Annotated in this window: 11 protein-coding genes; 4 read left to right on the plus strand and 7 right to left on the minus strand. The window is 65.0% G+C overall.

Features of this window, described 5'->3' with window-relative positions:
- Positions 1-240: 240 nt before the first annotated feature.
- The gene (gene clpB, locus KYN89_RS10445; RefSeq protein ID WP_222825032.1) at positions 241-2,820 is read right to left on the minus strand and encodes an ATP-dependent chaperone ClpB; all 2,580 of its coding nucleotides are present in this window, start codon (positions 2,818-2,820) and stop codon (positions 241-243) included.
- A gap of 213 nt (positions 2,821-3,033) precedes the next feature.
- On the opposite strand from clpB, the gene KYN89_RS10450 reads away from it, so the two are divergent.
- The 4 genes from KYN89_RS10450 to KYN89_RS10465 all read left to right on the plus strand — a co-directional run bounded on the left by KYN89_RS10450 (position 3,034) and on the right by KYN89_RS10465 (position 9,472).
- Positions 3,034-5,250, plus strand: a complete 2,217-nt coding sequence (locus tag KYN89_RS10450; protein ID WP_222825033.1) for an acylase — start codon at positions 3,034-3,036, stop codon at positions 5,248-5,250.
- Positions 5,251-5,327: 77 nt separating this feature from the next.
- Positions 5,328-8,168 carry a M16 family metallopeptidase gene (locus KYN89_RS10455; RefSeq protein WP_222825034.1) on the plus strand — a complete coding sequence of 947 codons (2,841 nt, stop codon included), beginning with the start codon at positions 5,328-5,330 and terminating at the stop codon, positions 8,166-8,168.
- A 70-nt stretch (positions 8,169-8,238) separates the two neighbouring features.
- Positions 8,239-8,544, plus strand: coding sequence for a hypothetical protein (locus KYN89_RS10460; protein WP_222825035.1), 306 nt, complete (start codon positions 8,239-8,241; stop codon positions 8,542-8,544).
- 154 nt (positions 8,545-8,698) lie between these two features.
- Complete coding sequence (locus tag KYN89_RS10465) at positions 8,699-9,472, plus strand: hypothetical protein (protein ID WP_248285176.1); 774 nt, start codon at positions 8,699-8,701, stop codon at positions 9,470-9,472.
- Here KYN89_RS10465 and KYN89_RS10470 read toward each other — a convergent pair.
- The 6 genes from KYN89_RS10470 to gatC form a co-directional block, all read right to left on the minus strand.
- Positions 9,453-9,923 carry a tRNA (cytidine(34)-2'-O)-methyltransferase gene (locus tag KYN89_RS10470; protein WP_222825036.1) on the minus strand — a complete coding sequence of 157 codons (471 nt, stop codon included), beginning with the start codon at positions 9,921-9,923 and terminating at the stop codon, positions 9,453-9,455. The two genes, KYN89_RS10465 and KYN89_RS10470, sit on opposite strands and share 20 nt — an antisense overlap.
- 15 nt (positions 9,924-9,938) lie before the next feature.
- On the minus strand, positions 9,939-10,700 hold the full coding sequence (locus tag KYN89_RS10475; RefSeq protein WP_222825037.1) for a GDSL-type esterase/lipase family protein: 762 nt from the start codon (positions 10,698-10,700) through the stop codon (positions 9,939-9,941).
- Positions 10,697-12,193 (minus strand): Asp-tRNA(Asn)/Glu-tRNA(Gln) amidotransferase subunit GatB, encoded by a 1,497-nt coding sequence (gene gatB / locus KYN89_RS10480; RefSeq protein ID WP_222825038.1) that lies wholly within the window; start codon positions 12,191-12,193, stop codon positions 10,697-10,699. The genes KYN89_RS10475 and gatB overlap by 4 nt, the downstream gene beginning before the upstream one ends.
- Positions 12,193-12,348 (minus strand): hypothetical protein, encoded by a 156-nt coding sequence (locus tag KYN89_RS10485; RefSeq protein ID WP_222825039.1) that lies wholly within the window; start codon positions 12,346-12,348, stop codon positions 12,193-12,195. The genes gatB and KYN89_RS10485 overlap by 1 nt, the downstream gene beginning before the upstream one ends.
- A gap of 22 nt (positions 12,349-12,370) precedes the next feature.
- The gene (gatA, locus tag KYN89_RS10490) at positions 12,371-13,852 is read right to left on the minus strand and encodes an Asp-tRNA(Asn)/Glu-tRNA(Gln) amidotransferase subunit GatA (protein ID WP_222825040.1); all 1,482 of its coding nucleotides are present in this window, start codon (positions 13,850-13,852) and stop codon (positions 12,371-12,373) included.
- 122 nt (positions 13,853-13,974) lie between these two features.
- The gene (gene gatC, locus KYN89_RS10495) at positions 13,975-14,277 is read right to left on the minus strand and encodes an Asp-tRNA(Asn)/Glu-tRNA(Gln) amidotransferase subunit GatC (protein WP_197636814.1); all 303 of its coding nucleotides are present in this window, start codon (positions 14,275-14,277) and stop codon (positions 13,975-13,977) included.
- Positions 14,278-14,311 lie beyond the last annotated feature (34 nt).

The following is a 14,311-nucleotide window of genomic DNA, read 5'->3' on the forward strand; positions in this document are numbered from 1 at the left end:
GTGTGGAAAGTCCGCAAGCAGATTTGTGTAACCGGGATGGTATTGATGACACGCAGACAGCAAGGCGGCGCGGCCAGGAACTGGTAACCAGCCCGGCTAAATCCTGTGCTGCTCGCAATGCTCCGCTCCCGCTGGACGCGATGTCCGGCGGGAGGGCGCGTTCTTTAGCAGTTGTTCAGAACGATCGTGCCGCCGCCTTGGCGGTAGGACGGCGAGAACCTGCCTTGAGCGGCCTGTCGCTCAGCCCAGCGTGATCGACAGCTCGCCATCGCCCTCGTCGATCTTGACAGTGCTGCCGTCGGGAATCTCGCCCTGCAGCAGTCTCTCGGCGAGCGGGTCCTGTACGTAGCGCTGGACCGCGCGCTTGAGCGGACGCGCCCCATAGACCGGATCATATCCGACCCGACCCAGCCAGCGCTTCGCCGCATCGGTCAGTTCGAGCTCGATCTTGCGGTCGGCGAGCAGTTTCTGGACACGCGCCACCTGCAGTTCGACGATCGGCGTCATGTTTTCCATGCTCAGGCGGTGGAACAGGATGATCTCGTCCAGCCGGTTGAGGAATTCGGGGCGGAAATGCCCGCGCACCACGTCCATCACCTGCGGCTCGACATCGCTCACCTGCTGGTCGTCGGTCATGTTCGACAGGTACTGGCTGCCGAGGTTCGACGTCAGGATGATGAGCGTGTTCGAGAAATCGACCACTCTGCCCTGCCCGTCTGTGAGCCGGCCATCGTCGAGCACCTGTAGCAGCACGTTGAACACGTCGCTGTGCGCCTTCTCGACCTCGTCGAACAGCACGACCTGATAGGGCCTGCGCCGCACGCTCTCGGTCAGCACGCCGCCTTCTTCGTAGCCGACATAGCCCGGAGGCGCGCCGATCAGGCGGGCGACCGCGTGCTTCTCCATGAACTCGCTCATGTCGATGCGGACCATTGCGTTGTCGTCGTCGAACAGGAACGAGGCAAGCGCCTTGGTCAGCTCGGTCTTGCCCACGCCGGTGGGGCCGAGGAACAGGAAGCTGCCGAGCGGGCGGCCCGGGTCCTTGAGGCCCGCACGCGCGCGGCGCACGGCCTTGGAGACCGCCTCGACCGCGGCGGTCTGGCCGATAACGCGCTTGCCCAGCACCTCTTCCATCTTGAGCAGCTTCTCGCGCTCGCCTTCCAGCATCCGGTCGACCGGAATGCCCGTCCAGCGTGCGACGACGCCCGCGATGTCTTCCTCGGTCACTTCCTCGCGCAGCAGCGCATTGGCGGTGTGACCGGCGGCATCTTCGAGCTTCTTCTCGAGCTCCGGAATGCGCCCGTATTGCAGCTCGCCCGCCTTCGCGAGGTCGCCCGCGCGCTGCGCCTGTTCCAGCTCCAGCCGGGCGGCGTCGAGATCTTCCTTGATCCGCGCCTCGGCGTGGATCTTGTCGCGCTCGCCCTGCCAGCGCGTGGTCAGTTCGGACGAGCGCTGTTCGAGATTGGCGAGGTCTTCGCGCAGGTTCTCGAGCCGCTCGGCACTGGCCTCGTCGCTTTCCTTGGCGAGTGCCTGCTCCTCGATCTTGAGCTGGATGATCCGCCGGTCGAGCTGTTCGATCTCCTCGGGCTTGCTCTCCACCTCCATGCGAATGCGGCTCGCCGCCTCGTCCATCAGGTCGATCGCCTTGTCGGGCAGGAAGCGGTTCTGGATGTAGCGGTTGGAAAGCTGCGCGGCGGCCACGATCGCCCCGTCGGTGATCCGCACGCCGTGGTGCAGCTCGTACTTTTCCTTGATCCCGCGCAGGATCGAGATCGTGTCCTCGACGCTCGGCTCGTCGATATAGACCGACTGGAAGCGCCGCTGCAGCGCCGGGTCCTTCTCGACATATTTCTGGTATTCGTCGAGCGTGGTCGCGCCGATGCAGTGCAGTTCGCCGCGGCTCAGCGCAGGTTTGAGCAGGTTGGACGCATCCATGCTGCCTTCGGAGGCCCCCGCCCCGATCAGCGTGTGCATCTCGTCGATGAACAGGATGATCTGCCCGTCGGAGCCCTTCACCTCGTCGAGCACGGCCTTCAATCTTTCCTCGAACTCGCCGCGATATTTCGCACCCGCGATCAGCGCGCCCATGTCGAGCGCCATCAGCGTGCGGTTCTTGAGGCTGTCGGGCACGTCGCCATTGGCGATGCGCAGCGCGAGGCCTTCGGCGATCGCGGTCTTGCCGGTGCCGGGTTCGCCGATCAGCGCGGGGTTGTTCTTGGTCCGCCGGGCGAGGATCTGCACGGTGCGGCGGATTTCCTCGTCGCGGCCGATCACGGGATCGAGCTTCCCGTCGCGCGCCGCCTGGGTCAGGTCGCGGGCGTATTTCTGCATCGCGTCGTAAGCCTGTTCGGCATTGGCACTGTCGGCGGTGCGCCCGCCGCGCAGGTCGGCAATCGCGCGCTCCAGCGCCTTGACATCGACGCCTGCGTCGGCGAGCACGCTGCCCGCCTTGCTGTTGGAGGCGAGCGCCAGCGCGACGAGCAGCCGCTCGACGGTGACGAAGCTGTCGCCGGACTTTTCCGCGATCTGCTGCGCCTGGTCGAGGACGCGCACCGAGTCGTTATCGAGCCCCGGGCTCGCCTGCGCGCCGCTGCCGCTGACCGCTGGAATGCGGCCCAGTTCGTCGTCGACGCGCTGTTCGGCCTTCACCGGATCGCCGCCCGCGCGCTGGACCAGCCCTGCAGCCATCCCCTCGCTATCGTCGAGCAGCACCTTGAGGATGTGGAGCGGCGTGATGCGCTGGTGGTTCAGGCGGATTGCGGTGGTCTGCGCGGACTGGAGAAAGCCTTTCGCGCGGTCGGTAAAGTTTTCGAGGTTCATGTGCGGTCCCCTTTTTCCGTGCCGCCCTGAAATAGTGTTGCCATCCGGCCACGTAAGGGTCTCTTGCAAATTTTTGCATAGTCGATCGACCTCGGAGTGTCGCGGCGGGACGAACAACACGAGGCCGCACAACCCGGTGCGAAGGGTTGCCACATGCAATCGAAATCGCGCATGTCCCCCAGCAAGTAATTAAAAAAGAAGATGGGATTCGGGATGAAGAAGGTACTGGGGGGCTTCGGCCTGGCCCTGCTCGCGATCGTGCTGATCGTGGCAATCGGGCTGATGACGTGGGAGCCGTTTTTCGCGCGCGAGGGCGTCGCTCCCGATGGCGACCGGACCTACACCGCCCAGATCGTGCGCGACGAGTTCGGCGTGCCGCATGTCTACGGCACAACCGATGCCGACGTCGCCTACGGCGTCGCCATCGCGCATGCCGAAGACGATTTCACGACCCTGCAGGATGTCGTCGCGATGAGCCGCGGGCGCTACGGCGCGATCGCGGGACAGGACGGCGCGGCGGTCGACTATGCCTACCACCTGACCGGCGCACGCGAGACAGCGGAGCGCGAGTGGCCCAAGCTGCCCGCGGATACGCGCGCGCTGCTGGATGCCTATGCGGTCGGCCTCAACGATTACGCGCGCGATCATCCGGGCGAGATCAAGCTGGGCAAGCTGTTCCCGGTCAACGGGATCGACATTGCCGCGGGCTTCGCGCTGCGCCAGCCGTTCTTCTTCGGGCTCGACCGCTATCTGGGCCCGCTGGTCGAAGGCAAGCCGCTGCCACCCGAATACGGCCCTTCGCTGAGCGGCACTTCGACCATCGACGACGCGCCCCGGATCATGGACGATGCTGCGCAGGAGCCGCGCAAGACCGCCGATGCCGGACCGATCCCGATGGGGGAGGATGCGGAATACGCAGGCTCCAACGCCTTCGCAGTCGCGCCGGAGAAGTCAGGCGGGCCAACGATCCTGGTCTCCAATTCGCACCAGCCCTGGCGCGGCGGGGTCGCGTGGTATGAACTGATCGTCCAGAGCGACGAGGGATGGCACTATGCGGGCGCCAACTTCCCCGGCAGCCCCTTCCCCTTCCTCGGCCATAACGAGACGCTGGGCTGGACCAACACGGTCAACACGCCCGACATGATCGATATCTACAAGCTGGTGCTGGACGACAGCGGCACCCGCTATCGCCTCGACGGCGAGTGGCGCGATCTGGAGGCGACCGACATCACCCTGCCGGTGCGCGTCGGCCCCTTCACCCTGCCTATCCGCCGCACGGTCTATCGCAGCGTGCACGGGCCGGCGGTGAAGAACGACAAAGGTGCCTTTGCCATCCGTTACGGCGGGATCGGCAGCATCGGCCAGCTCGACGCCTATTACCGGCTCAACAAGGCGAAGACCTATGACGAGTGGTACGCCATCCTGTCTCGCGGGCAGATACCCTCGACCAACTTCATCTACGGCGATGCGGAGGGCAATATCGCCTATGTCTACAACGCCGCGATCCCCGAGCGACAGGCCGGGCCCGACTGGCGCACGGTGCTGCCCGGCGACGACAGCGCGCTGATCTGGCAGGACACGGTCGATTACGCGTCGCTGCCCCAATATCTCAATCCGGCGAGCGGCTGGCTGATGAACGCCAACAACACGCCGTTCCTGGCCGCGGGCGAAGGCAGCGACCTGTCGCCCGACAGCGTCTCCCCGCTCATGGGGGTCGAGCTCAAGATGACCAATCGCGGGCTGCGCGCATGGAAGCTGATGAGCGAGGCCGACCGGCTCGACAGCGATACGCTGATGCGGATCAAGTACGACACCGCGTATGAGGACGCGGGCTATATCAAGCGGATGATGGACGATGTCCGCGCGATCGACCCGAAGCAGCATCCCGACCTCGCCGAGGCCCGCAGGCTGATGCTGGAATGGGATCTCACCGCCGACAATATCGGCCGTGCGGATGCGATCGCGCTGCTGATGGTCCGCGAGTTCATGGCCTCGAGCTACCAGAAGTCTCCCTGGCCCGACGCCGCCGAGGAACTGCGCCACTCGAAGGATCACCTGCTCAAGTACTTCGGCAGCCTGACCCCACCGATGAGCGAACTGCTGCGTCTGCGGCAAGGCGATGTCGATCTGCCGCTGGACGGCGGATCGGACACGCTGCGCGCCTCGACCACCTGGGATGTCGATGATGACGGGCGGCTGTCGGTCAAGCATGGCGACAGCTTCATCCAGTGGGTCGAATGGCTGCCGGGCCAGCGCGTCACCTCGCGCTCGATCCAGCCATACGGCGCGGCAACCACCCGGCCTGACAGCCCGCACTTCGTCGATCAGGCTACGCTGTTCATCCAGCATCGCTTGAAACCGGTTCATTTCTGGCGGGAGGACGCCTTGACCCACGCGACCAGCCGCAAAACGGTTTCCAGCCAACGCTGAAAGTGCTTATTTAGCCACCGGATTTCAGGCTTTTGATTTCGCCGAGACTGCTTCTTTCCGAATTAGGGGACACAGACATGCTTCGTACCACCAAGACCAGCCTGACCGCGCTTGCGGTCGCGCTTGCCACACCCGCTCTGGTCGCAACTCCGGCCTTCGCGCAGGATGCCGAGAGCGCCGAGGCTGCCCCGCTCGACGATCTGGTCGATCAGGTCGCGATCCCCTACACCCAGTTCGAACTCGACAACGGTCTGACCGTGATCGTCCACGAAGACCGCAAGGCGCCGATCGTCGGCGTGGCGGTGTGGTACAATGTCGGTTCCAAGGACGAACCCAAGGGCGAAACCGGCTTTGCCCACCTGTTCGAACACCTGATGTTCAACGGGTCGGAAAACGCGCCCAACGACTATTTCCAGTACCTGCAGGAAATGGGCGCGACCGATTACAACGGCACCACCAATTTCGACCGCACCAACTATTTCCAGACCGTGCCGACCGGCGCGCTGGACCGTGCGCTGTGGCTGGAAAGCGACCGCATGGGTTACCTGCTGGGCGCGATCACCCAGGAAAAGCTCGATAACCAGCGCGGCGTCGTCCAGAACGAGAAGCGTCAGGGCGATAACCAGCCCGGCGGCCTGGTGTTCTACGAAATCATCAAGGCTCTTTACCCCGAAGGGCACCCCTACGACCACAACGTGATCGGTTCGATGGCCGATCTCGACGCTGCCACGCTGGACACCGTGCAGAAGTGGTTCCGCGACAATTACGGCCCCAACAACGCGACTCTGGTGCTCGCCGGCGACATTTCAGCCGCCGAAGCGAAGCCGCTGGTCGAAAAGTATTTCGGCGCGATCCCGCGCGGCCCGGTCAATAATCCGGCTGAGGCCGATGTCCCCGTGCTCAAGCAGGACATCCGCAAGGTCATGAAGGACCAGGTCGCTGCGACCAGCATCGACAAGTACTATTCCGTGCCCGGCATCACCGATCGCGATCTGACCGCGCTGTCCGTCGGCGCGCAGATCCTCGGCGGGCTGTCCTCCAGCCGGCTCGACAATGCGCTGGTCCGTGACGAAAAGCTAGCGATCAGCGTCAACGCGGGCAACTACGCCTTCCAGCGGGTCGGCATCCTCGACGTCGGCGCGACCGTGAAGCCCGGCGTCGATCCCGCCGTTGTCGAGAAGCGCCTGAACGAGATCCTTGCCGACTTCATCGAAAACGGCCCGACCGAAGACGAAGTGCGCCGTGCAGCGACCTCGAACCTCGCCGGCACGATCCGCGGGCTCGAACAGGTCGGCGGCTTCGGCGGCAAGGCGGTCACTCTGGCGCAGGGCGAAGTGCTTGCCGGCGATCCCGGTTTCTTCGAGCGTCAGATGAACATCCTCGCCACGCTGACCCCGGGTGAAGTCAAGGCGGCGATGCAGAAGTGGATGACCCGCCCCGCGATGACCCTGGTGCTCGAACCCGGCGAACGCGAAGGCGAGTATGAAGAAGCGGCCAGCGTCGGCGCATCCGACGACGCGGCGGAAGAGGCAGCGCCCGCCGCCAGCGAAATCACGGTGACCAAGGTTCGCCCGGCACCCGAGATTTCCCAGCTCACCGCGCTCGACTTCCCCGACGTGACCGAAGCCGCACTGCCCAACGGCATCAAGGTCTATTACGCGCAGCGCGACACTGTGCCTGCCACCCGCGTGACGATCAGCTTCGATGCCGGTTCTGCGGCTGACCCGCTCGACAAGCGCGGGCTCGAAGGCATGACGCTGGGCCTGATGGAAGAAGGCACCACCAGCCTCAATTCGCGCGAACTCGCCGAGGCGCAGGAGCGGCTGGGTGCGAACATCAGCACCGGCGGGGGCGTCGACCGGTCGAGCTTCACGCTCTCTTCGCTGAGCGCCAACCTCGAACCCTCGCTCGAGCTGCTGGCCGACGTGGTGCGCAACCCCGCATTCGACCCTCAGGAGCTCGAGCGGGTGCGCACGCAGACCGTCACCAGCATCCAGCAGGCGCTCAAGAGCCCCAGCGGCATGGCCTACTACGTCGCCACCCCGCTCGTGTACGGGAAAGACAATCCCTATGGCGGCTCGGGTACGGTCGAGTCGGTCGGCGCGCTGACCCGCGACGATCTGGTGAACTTCAAGCAGACCTGGCTGCGCCCGGACAACGCGACGATCTTCGTCGTTTCCAACCTTTCGCTGGATGAGGTCATGCCCGACCTTACAGAAGCGTTCGGCAACTGGTCGGCTCCGGCAACGCCGAAGGGCAAGAAGGACTTCAGCTCGCTCGCCACGGTGCCCGAATCGGCGCGGATCGTGCTGGTGAACCGGCCCAATTCGCCGCAGAGCTTCATCGTCGGCGGGGAGATCACGCCGTTCTCTTCGAGTGATGAGTCGATCGTCGACCTGACCAACGCCAACAACGCGCTGGGCGGCAACTTCCTCGCCCGGCTCAACATGAACCTGCGCGAGACCAAGGGCTGGAGCTATGGCGTGCGCGGCGCACCGCGGCTCGACGAGAACGCGGTCGCCTATTTCATCCAGGCACCGGTTCAGGCCGACCGCACGGGCGATGCGCTGGCGGAGATGATCCGCGAGGTCGATGAATTCGTCACCACCCGTGGCGTGACCGAGGAAGAGCTGACCCGCAACGTCAACAACGAGATCCGCCAGCTTCCCGGCCAGTTCGAGACTTCGGGCGCGGTGCTCGGCGCGATGCAGCGCAACGTCATGCTCGATCGCCCGATGGACTACTACGAAACGCTCGCAGACAAGTATCGCGCGCAGACGGCCGAAAGCCTCAATGCCGCGGCACGCAAGGCGATCAACCCCGATGGCTTCGTGTGGGTCGTGGTCGGCGATGCCGAAAAGGTCCGGCCGCAGCTCGACCAGCTCGGCCTGCCGGTGGAAACCATCGAGGTCGAGTAACGTTTATTGACACGAGTGTAGGTACGGGCAATGGCCCGTCCTACCGACACACGCGAGAGGAGTAACGCTTATGTCCGTAGCCGGAACCTATGACACCGTCGTCAAGAGCCCCATGGGCGACCAGAAGGGCACCTTCACCGTCGTCCCGGGCGACGATGGCAACACCTTCACCGGCTCGATGGCCGGCGGAATGGGCTCGATGGACGTCAAGGACGGCACCATCGACGGCAACACGCTCAAGTGGAAGATGGACATGACTGTCCCGATGCCGATGGAGCTCAACTGCGAAGCGACCGTCGACGGCGACCAGATGACCGGCAAGGTCAACGCCGGTGCCTTCGGCGACATACCGCTGACCGGTCAGAAGCAGGGCTAAGTCCGCTTTTTGCGAAGACGACAAGGGCTCCGAACCGATGGGTTCGGGGCCCTTTTTCGTGGGCACCTTCCGGGGCTTCCCGTCGGCGCGATTTCGTGGCTAGAAGGGCGCGAGGGGCCGCCGCCGATGCGGCGTCGTGTCGCGGGAGGGCTGGATGCAGATCAATCGAACAATGGCCGTGCTGATCGCGCTGGTCGTGCTGCTGGTCGGCGCAGTCGCCTTCCTGCTCGGTCAGCGCAGCTCGCCCGACAGCGAGCCGGAGCCTGCGCCCACCGACAGCGCGATCATTTCCTCGCGGGATCCATACGCGGTGGAAACCCCGGAGGCGGAGGCCACACCCCCGCCCGCACTCGCGGTCAGGATCGGGCGCGACGGCCCGCACGCGAGCGCCTGCGAACGGATCGGCCGGGTCGCCAATCTGCCCCGCGGAGCTGACGATTTCCTCGCCGTGCGCGAAGCACCCAGCGCCGATGCAACCATGATCGACGAACTGGGCGATGACGCGCCCTTCTACCTGTGCGACCGGCAGGGCGGCTGGTTCGGGATCGTGTATCTGAGCGATGGCACCCTGCCCGCGGATGACCGCTGCGGGCTGGAGAACTCGGTCGGCAGCCCCCGCGCCTATTCGGGCGACTGCCTGACCGGCTGGGTCGCCAGCCGCTATGTCGACGCGAGCGGTGCGCAGGACTCCGACGAGCCCTACGTGGAGGAGGATGACACCGCCCAAAACCGCACGGTGCAGGTGAGCGCTATAGGCCCGACACAGGTGGTCGCGTCCACGCGCATGTCGCTCAAGGCGGAGACCGACTACGGCAAACCTGTCGGACAGCGCCCCGATGGCAACCGGGTCAGCTGCCGCGAAACCGGGACCGGCGATGCCGCATGGACCTGCACGGCGACCTACACAATCACGAACCAGCCCCGGTAAACTGCCCGCGCATGGCCTGATAGGCCGCTGCAGCGACCGTGTTTGCGAGATTGAGCGAGCGCACCTTGTCGCTCTTCATCGGCAGGCTGACCATCTGTTCGCGATGCGCCTCGACGATCCCGGGCGGTAGCCCCTTGGTCTCGCGCCCGAACACCAGATAGGCATCGGCCGGATAATCGGGCTGATAGAAATCGTGCGGAGCATATTCCTCGAACAGGAACAGCTGGTCGGCGCGGGGGCTGCGCTCGTCCAAAAATGCCTCCCAGCTACGAAATTCCGCCAGCCGGATATGCTGCCAGTAATCCAGCCCCGCCCGCTTCAGCCGCGTATCGGTGATCGTGAAGCCAAGCGGATGGATCAGCACGAGTTCCATGTCGAGCGCCACGCAGGTGCGCCCGACCGCGCCGGTATTCCCGGCAATCTCCGGATTGACGAGGACGATGGAGGTCATCTTGTCTTGTCGCGCTCAGTTCGCAGTCTTGTGGAGATCCGCAGGCAAGGCACGCACCAGCGCCTCCACCCCACGCGGATTGAGATGCGTGCCATCCTCGGAGAATTCCTCGCGCAATGCACCACCGGGAGCCAGAACCGGGCGCAGATCGACGAAGCGTGCGTTCGGGCCGGGGTTTGTCGCCAGCATCGCGTCGAGCGCGGCGATGGTCCGGTTGGCGTCCAGGCAGTAATCCGCAGAGGCTGTGCATGGCAGGGGCGAGAGCACGGTGACCGCGATACCCGCTCCGTCGAGCCTGGCAACCGTGGTCAGGATATCGCGATGGATCATTTCGGCAGATCGCCCTGCGACCGCGTCGTTGATGCCCACCAGAAGGATCGCCCGATCCGCCCTTGCAGCGATCACCGAATCCAGCCGATCGGGCAGCCAGGCGGCATAGTCGCCGGGGATCGCGCGGTTGGAGACCTCCACCCCCGGCAGCCAGTCGCGCCACTGCACCCGGCCGAGGATCGAGTCGCCGACCATCACGATGTCCGCCGGGGTTGCCGCAGCTGCAAAGAAATCGACCTGTTCGCGGTAACTTGCGGGCCGTTCCTTATCCTGAAGCGCAAGCGGATCGGCATCCGGCCCGAACGTCGCCAGCTTCAGATCGACATATTGCGGATAGGGAAACACGCCGCGTGTGACCGCGACATGGCCCCAAAGATAGCCCAGCGCCACCAGCCCCAGCGCAACCAGCGCGCGGGCCCAGTATCGCCGGACTATAGCGAAGCTCACCCCAGCTTGTCCTTCAGTATCTGGTTGACCACCGCGGGGTTGGCCTTGCCCTGCATCGCCTTCATCGTCTGCCCGACGAAGAAGCCGAACAGCTTGTCCTTCCCGCCGCGATACTCCGCCACCTTGTCTTCGTTGGCGGCGATGATCGCGTCGATCGCTTCCTCAATCGCGCCGGTATCCGAAACCTGCTTGAGGCCTTCGCTATCGGCGATTTCCTCGGGGTCGCGGCCGGTCTTGAGAACGATCTCGTAGATCTCTTTCGCCTGTCCGCCCGAAATCTCGCCCTTGTCCTGCATCGCGAGGATGCTCGCCTGCGCCTCTGCGGTGGCGTGCGCGGGATCGGCTTCGTCACCGAGCGACTTCATCACGCCCGGCGCCACGGACAGCGCCCAGTTGGCGACCTGCGTGGCGACCGCCTTCTCGGGCTTGCCGATCTTCGCCGCGGTGGCCGAGAGCAGCGTTTCGAAGCGGCCGAAGGTCTCGACCTCGGCGGTCAGTTCGCGTGCGTTGTAGGGCGTGAGGCCCAGCTCGCCTTCGTACCGCGCGCGCTTGGCGTCGGGCAGTTCGGGCAGGCTCTCGCGGCACTCGGTCAGGAAGGCATCGTCGAGTTCGAGCGGCAGCAGGTCGGGATCGGGGAAGTAGCGGTAATCATGCGCGTCTTCCTTGCTGCGCATGGTGCGCGTGGTGCCGGTGGCGACATCGAACAGGCGCGTTTCCTGGTCGACGGTGCCTCCGTTTTCCAGCACATCGACCTGCCGGTTCGCCTCGTATTCGATGACCTGCATCACGAAGCGCACCGAGTTGACGTTTTTCGTCTCGGTCCGGGTGCCGAATTCCTCCCCCGGCTTGCGCACCGAGACGTTGACGTCCGCGCGCATCGATCCTTCTTCCATGTTGCCGTCGCACGACCCGACATAGCGCAGGATCGACCTGAGCTTTCGCACGTAAGCGCCTGCTTCGGCGGGAGACGTCATGTCCGGCTTGCTGACGATTTCCATCAGCGCGATGCCCACGCGGTTGAGATCGACGTAACTCATGGTCGGATGCTGATCGTGCATCAGCTTGCCCGCGTCCTGCTCCACATGAATGCGCTCGATCCCGATGATCTTGTCTTCGGGAATGCCAGCCTTCTCGTCCGCTTCGATCAGCAGCTGCCCCTCGCCCACGATGGGGTGGTAGAGCTGGCTGATCTGATAGCCCTGCGGCAGATCGGCGTAGAAGTAGTTCTTGCGGTCGAACCGGCTCCAAGCGTTGATCTGCGCCTCGATCGCCATGCCGGTGCGCACCGCCTGCCGGATGCACTCGCGGTTGGGCACGGGCAGCATGCCCGGCATCGCGGCGTCGATCAGGCTGACCTGCGTGTTGGGCTCCGCGCCGAATTCGGTCGACGCGCCGCTGAACAGCTTGGCGTTGGAGGTGACCTGCGCGTGGACTTCGAGGCCGATCACGACCTCCCATTCGCCCGTCGCGCCCTGGATGCGGTAAGTGCTCATCAGTAAACCTCTAAAACTCTAACTGCGGCCGGAAGCCCGGTCGCCCTGCCTGCCTGATCGCTCGCCGCGTCGGTCGAGTTGCCACCATCCCTGATCCAGCCGATCAGCGCGAGGACGATGAAGACCGCCACCGCGAGGATCACCAGGAACGTCAAGGCGTTCAGGCAGCCTCTCATCTCACCACCACTTCTCCGGCTTCGCATCGAACCCGGATCGCTGCTCGATCGCCAGCCCGGCGTTGAGCACGCCCTGCTCGTCGAACGGCTTGCCGACGATCTGGAGGCCCAGCGGCAACCCGTCGCCGTTGAGCATCGCGGGCACGCTCATCGCAGGCAGGCCTGCCAGCGAGGCGGGCACGGCGAAGACATCGTTGAGGTACATCGCCAGCGGATCGCCATCGAAGCCGCCCAGCGGGAAGGCCGCGTTGGGGGTGGTGGGCGCGAGGATAAGGTCGCACTCGCCCCATGCTTTCTCGAAGTCCTGCGCCACCAGCGTGCGGATCTTCTGCGCCTGCGTGTAATAGGCGTCGTAAAAGCCCGCGCTCAGCACATAGGTGCCGATCAGGATGCGCCGCTTCACCTCGTCGCCGAAGCCCGCCGCGCGGGTCGCCGCGTACATGTCCTGCAGGCCCGCCCCTTCGGGCAGGTCGCGCAGGCCGTAACGCACGCCGTCATAGCGCGCGAGGTTGGAGGAGGCTTCTGCGGGGGCGATGATGTAATAGGCGGGCAGCGCGTACTTGGTGTGCGGCAGCGAGATATCGACGATCTCCGCGCCTGCATCGCGCAGCCATTCCTTGCCCCGCTCCCAGCTATCGAGGATCGCCTGGTCGGTGCCCTCCATACGATATTCGCGAGGGATTCCGACCTTCTTGCCGGTGAGGTCCGGGTTCAGGCCCTTCTCCCACTCGGGCACGGGCATATCGAGGCTGGTCGAATCCTTCGGATCGAACCCGGCCATCGCTTCGAGCATGATCGCGCAATCGGTGACGTCGCGCGCCATCGGCCCCGCCTGGTCGAGGCTGGATGCGAAGGCGACCACACCCCAGCGCGAACAGCGCCCGTAGGTCGGCTTGATTCCGGTAATGCCGGTCACTGCCGCAGGCTGACGGATCGAGCCGCCGGTGTCCGTACCCGTCGCTGCCGGAGCCAGCCGCGCAGCAACGGCGGTGGAGGAGCCGCCCGAAGACCCCCCCGGAATCAGCGCGGCATTGCTGCCCGCCTTCTTCCACGGCGAGAGGACATTGCCGAAATAGCTGGTCTCGTTCGACGAACCCATCGCGAACTGGTCGAGGTTGAGCTTGCCCAGCATCCCCGCGCCCGCCTTCCACAGGTTGGCGGAAACGGTGCTTTCGTACTGTGGCACGAAGCCTTCGAGGATGTGGCTGGCGGCGGTGGTCTGCACGCCATCGGTGCAGAACAGGTCCTTCATGCCGATCGGCACGCCGCCCATCTTGCCCAGCTCTTCGCCCTTCGCCCGCTTCGCGTCGATCGCGTCGGCGGCTTCTAGCGCTTTTTCAGGCGTGGCGACGATGAAGGCGTTCAGGTCCTTCGCGGCGGCGACATTGGCGTTGAAAGCTTTGGCCACTTCGCGCGCGGTGAAATCGCCACCGGCGACCCCGTCGCGGATGGCCTTGACGCCGAGATTGGTGAGATCGGACACTTAAAACTCCGCTCGTGCTGAGCTTGTCGAAGCACCGTATTTTCTTTCGGCGCGGCACAAGGAGGAAGAACGACCCTTCGACAAGCTCAGGGTGAGCGGGGAAGGGAGATGGGGCGCAGGCGTCACTCGATCACCTTGGGCACGCCGAAAAATCCGTGCTCGGCCGCAGGCGCATTGGCGAGCACATCCTCGCGCCGCCCACCGGCGGTCAAGGGATCGGCGTCCACCACGTCATCGCGCAGCCGCATGGCTTGCGGGATCACGGCGGTCATCGGCTCGACCTGCGAGGTATCGACCTCGCCCAGCTGCTCGACCCAGCCCAGGATATTGTTGAGTTCGGGGACCATGCGATCCAGCTCCGCGTCATCCATCCGGATGCGCGCGAGGCTGGCGATCTTGGCCACTTCTTCGCGGGTAATTGACATGGCTTGGCGTTAGCCGCGCCGCAGCGCAGCATCA

The sequence above is a fragment of the Alteriqipengyuania abyssalis genome (assembly GCF_019857185.1).
Lineage (GTDB): Bacteria > Pseudomonadota > Alphaproteobacteria > Sphingomonadales > Sphingomonadaceae > Alteriqipengyuania > Alteriqipengyuania abyssalis.

Coding starts and splice junctions, on each gene's coding strand:
- clpB (WP_222825032.1), bottom strand. CDS start 2,820: ATGAACCTCGAAAACTTTACCGACCGCGCGAAAGGCTTTCTCCAGTCC.
- KYN89_RS10450 (WP_222825033.1), top strand. CDS start 3,034: ATGAAGAAGGTACTGGGGGGCTTCGGCCTGGCCCTGCTCGCGATCGTG.
- KYN89_RS10455 (WP_222825034.1), top strand. CDS start 5,328: ATGCTTCGTACCACCAAGACCAGCCTGACCGCGCTTGCGGTCGCGCTT.
- KYN89_RS10460 (WP_222825035.1), top strand. CDS start 8,239: ATGTCCGTAGCCGGAACCTATGACACCGTCGTCAAGAGCCCCATGGGC.
- KYN89_RS10465 (WP_248285176.1), top strand. CDS start 8,699: ATGCAGATCAATCGAACAATGGCCGTGCTGATCGCGCTGGTCGTGCTG.
- KYN89_RS10470 (WP_222825036.1), bottom strand. CDS start 9,923: ATGACCTCCATCGTCCTCGTCAATCCGGAGATTGCCGGGAATACCGGC.
- gatB (WP_222825038.1), bottom strand. CDS start 12,193: ATGAGCACTTACCGCATCCAGGGCGCGACGGGCGAATGGGAGGTCGTG.
- gatC (WP_197636814.1), bottom strand. CDS start 14,277: ATGTCAATTACCCGCGAAGAAGTGGCCAAGATCGCCAGCCTCGCGCGC.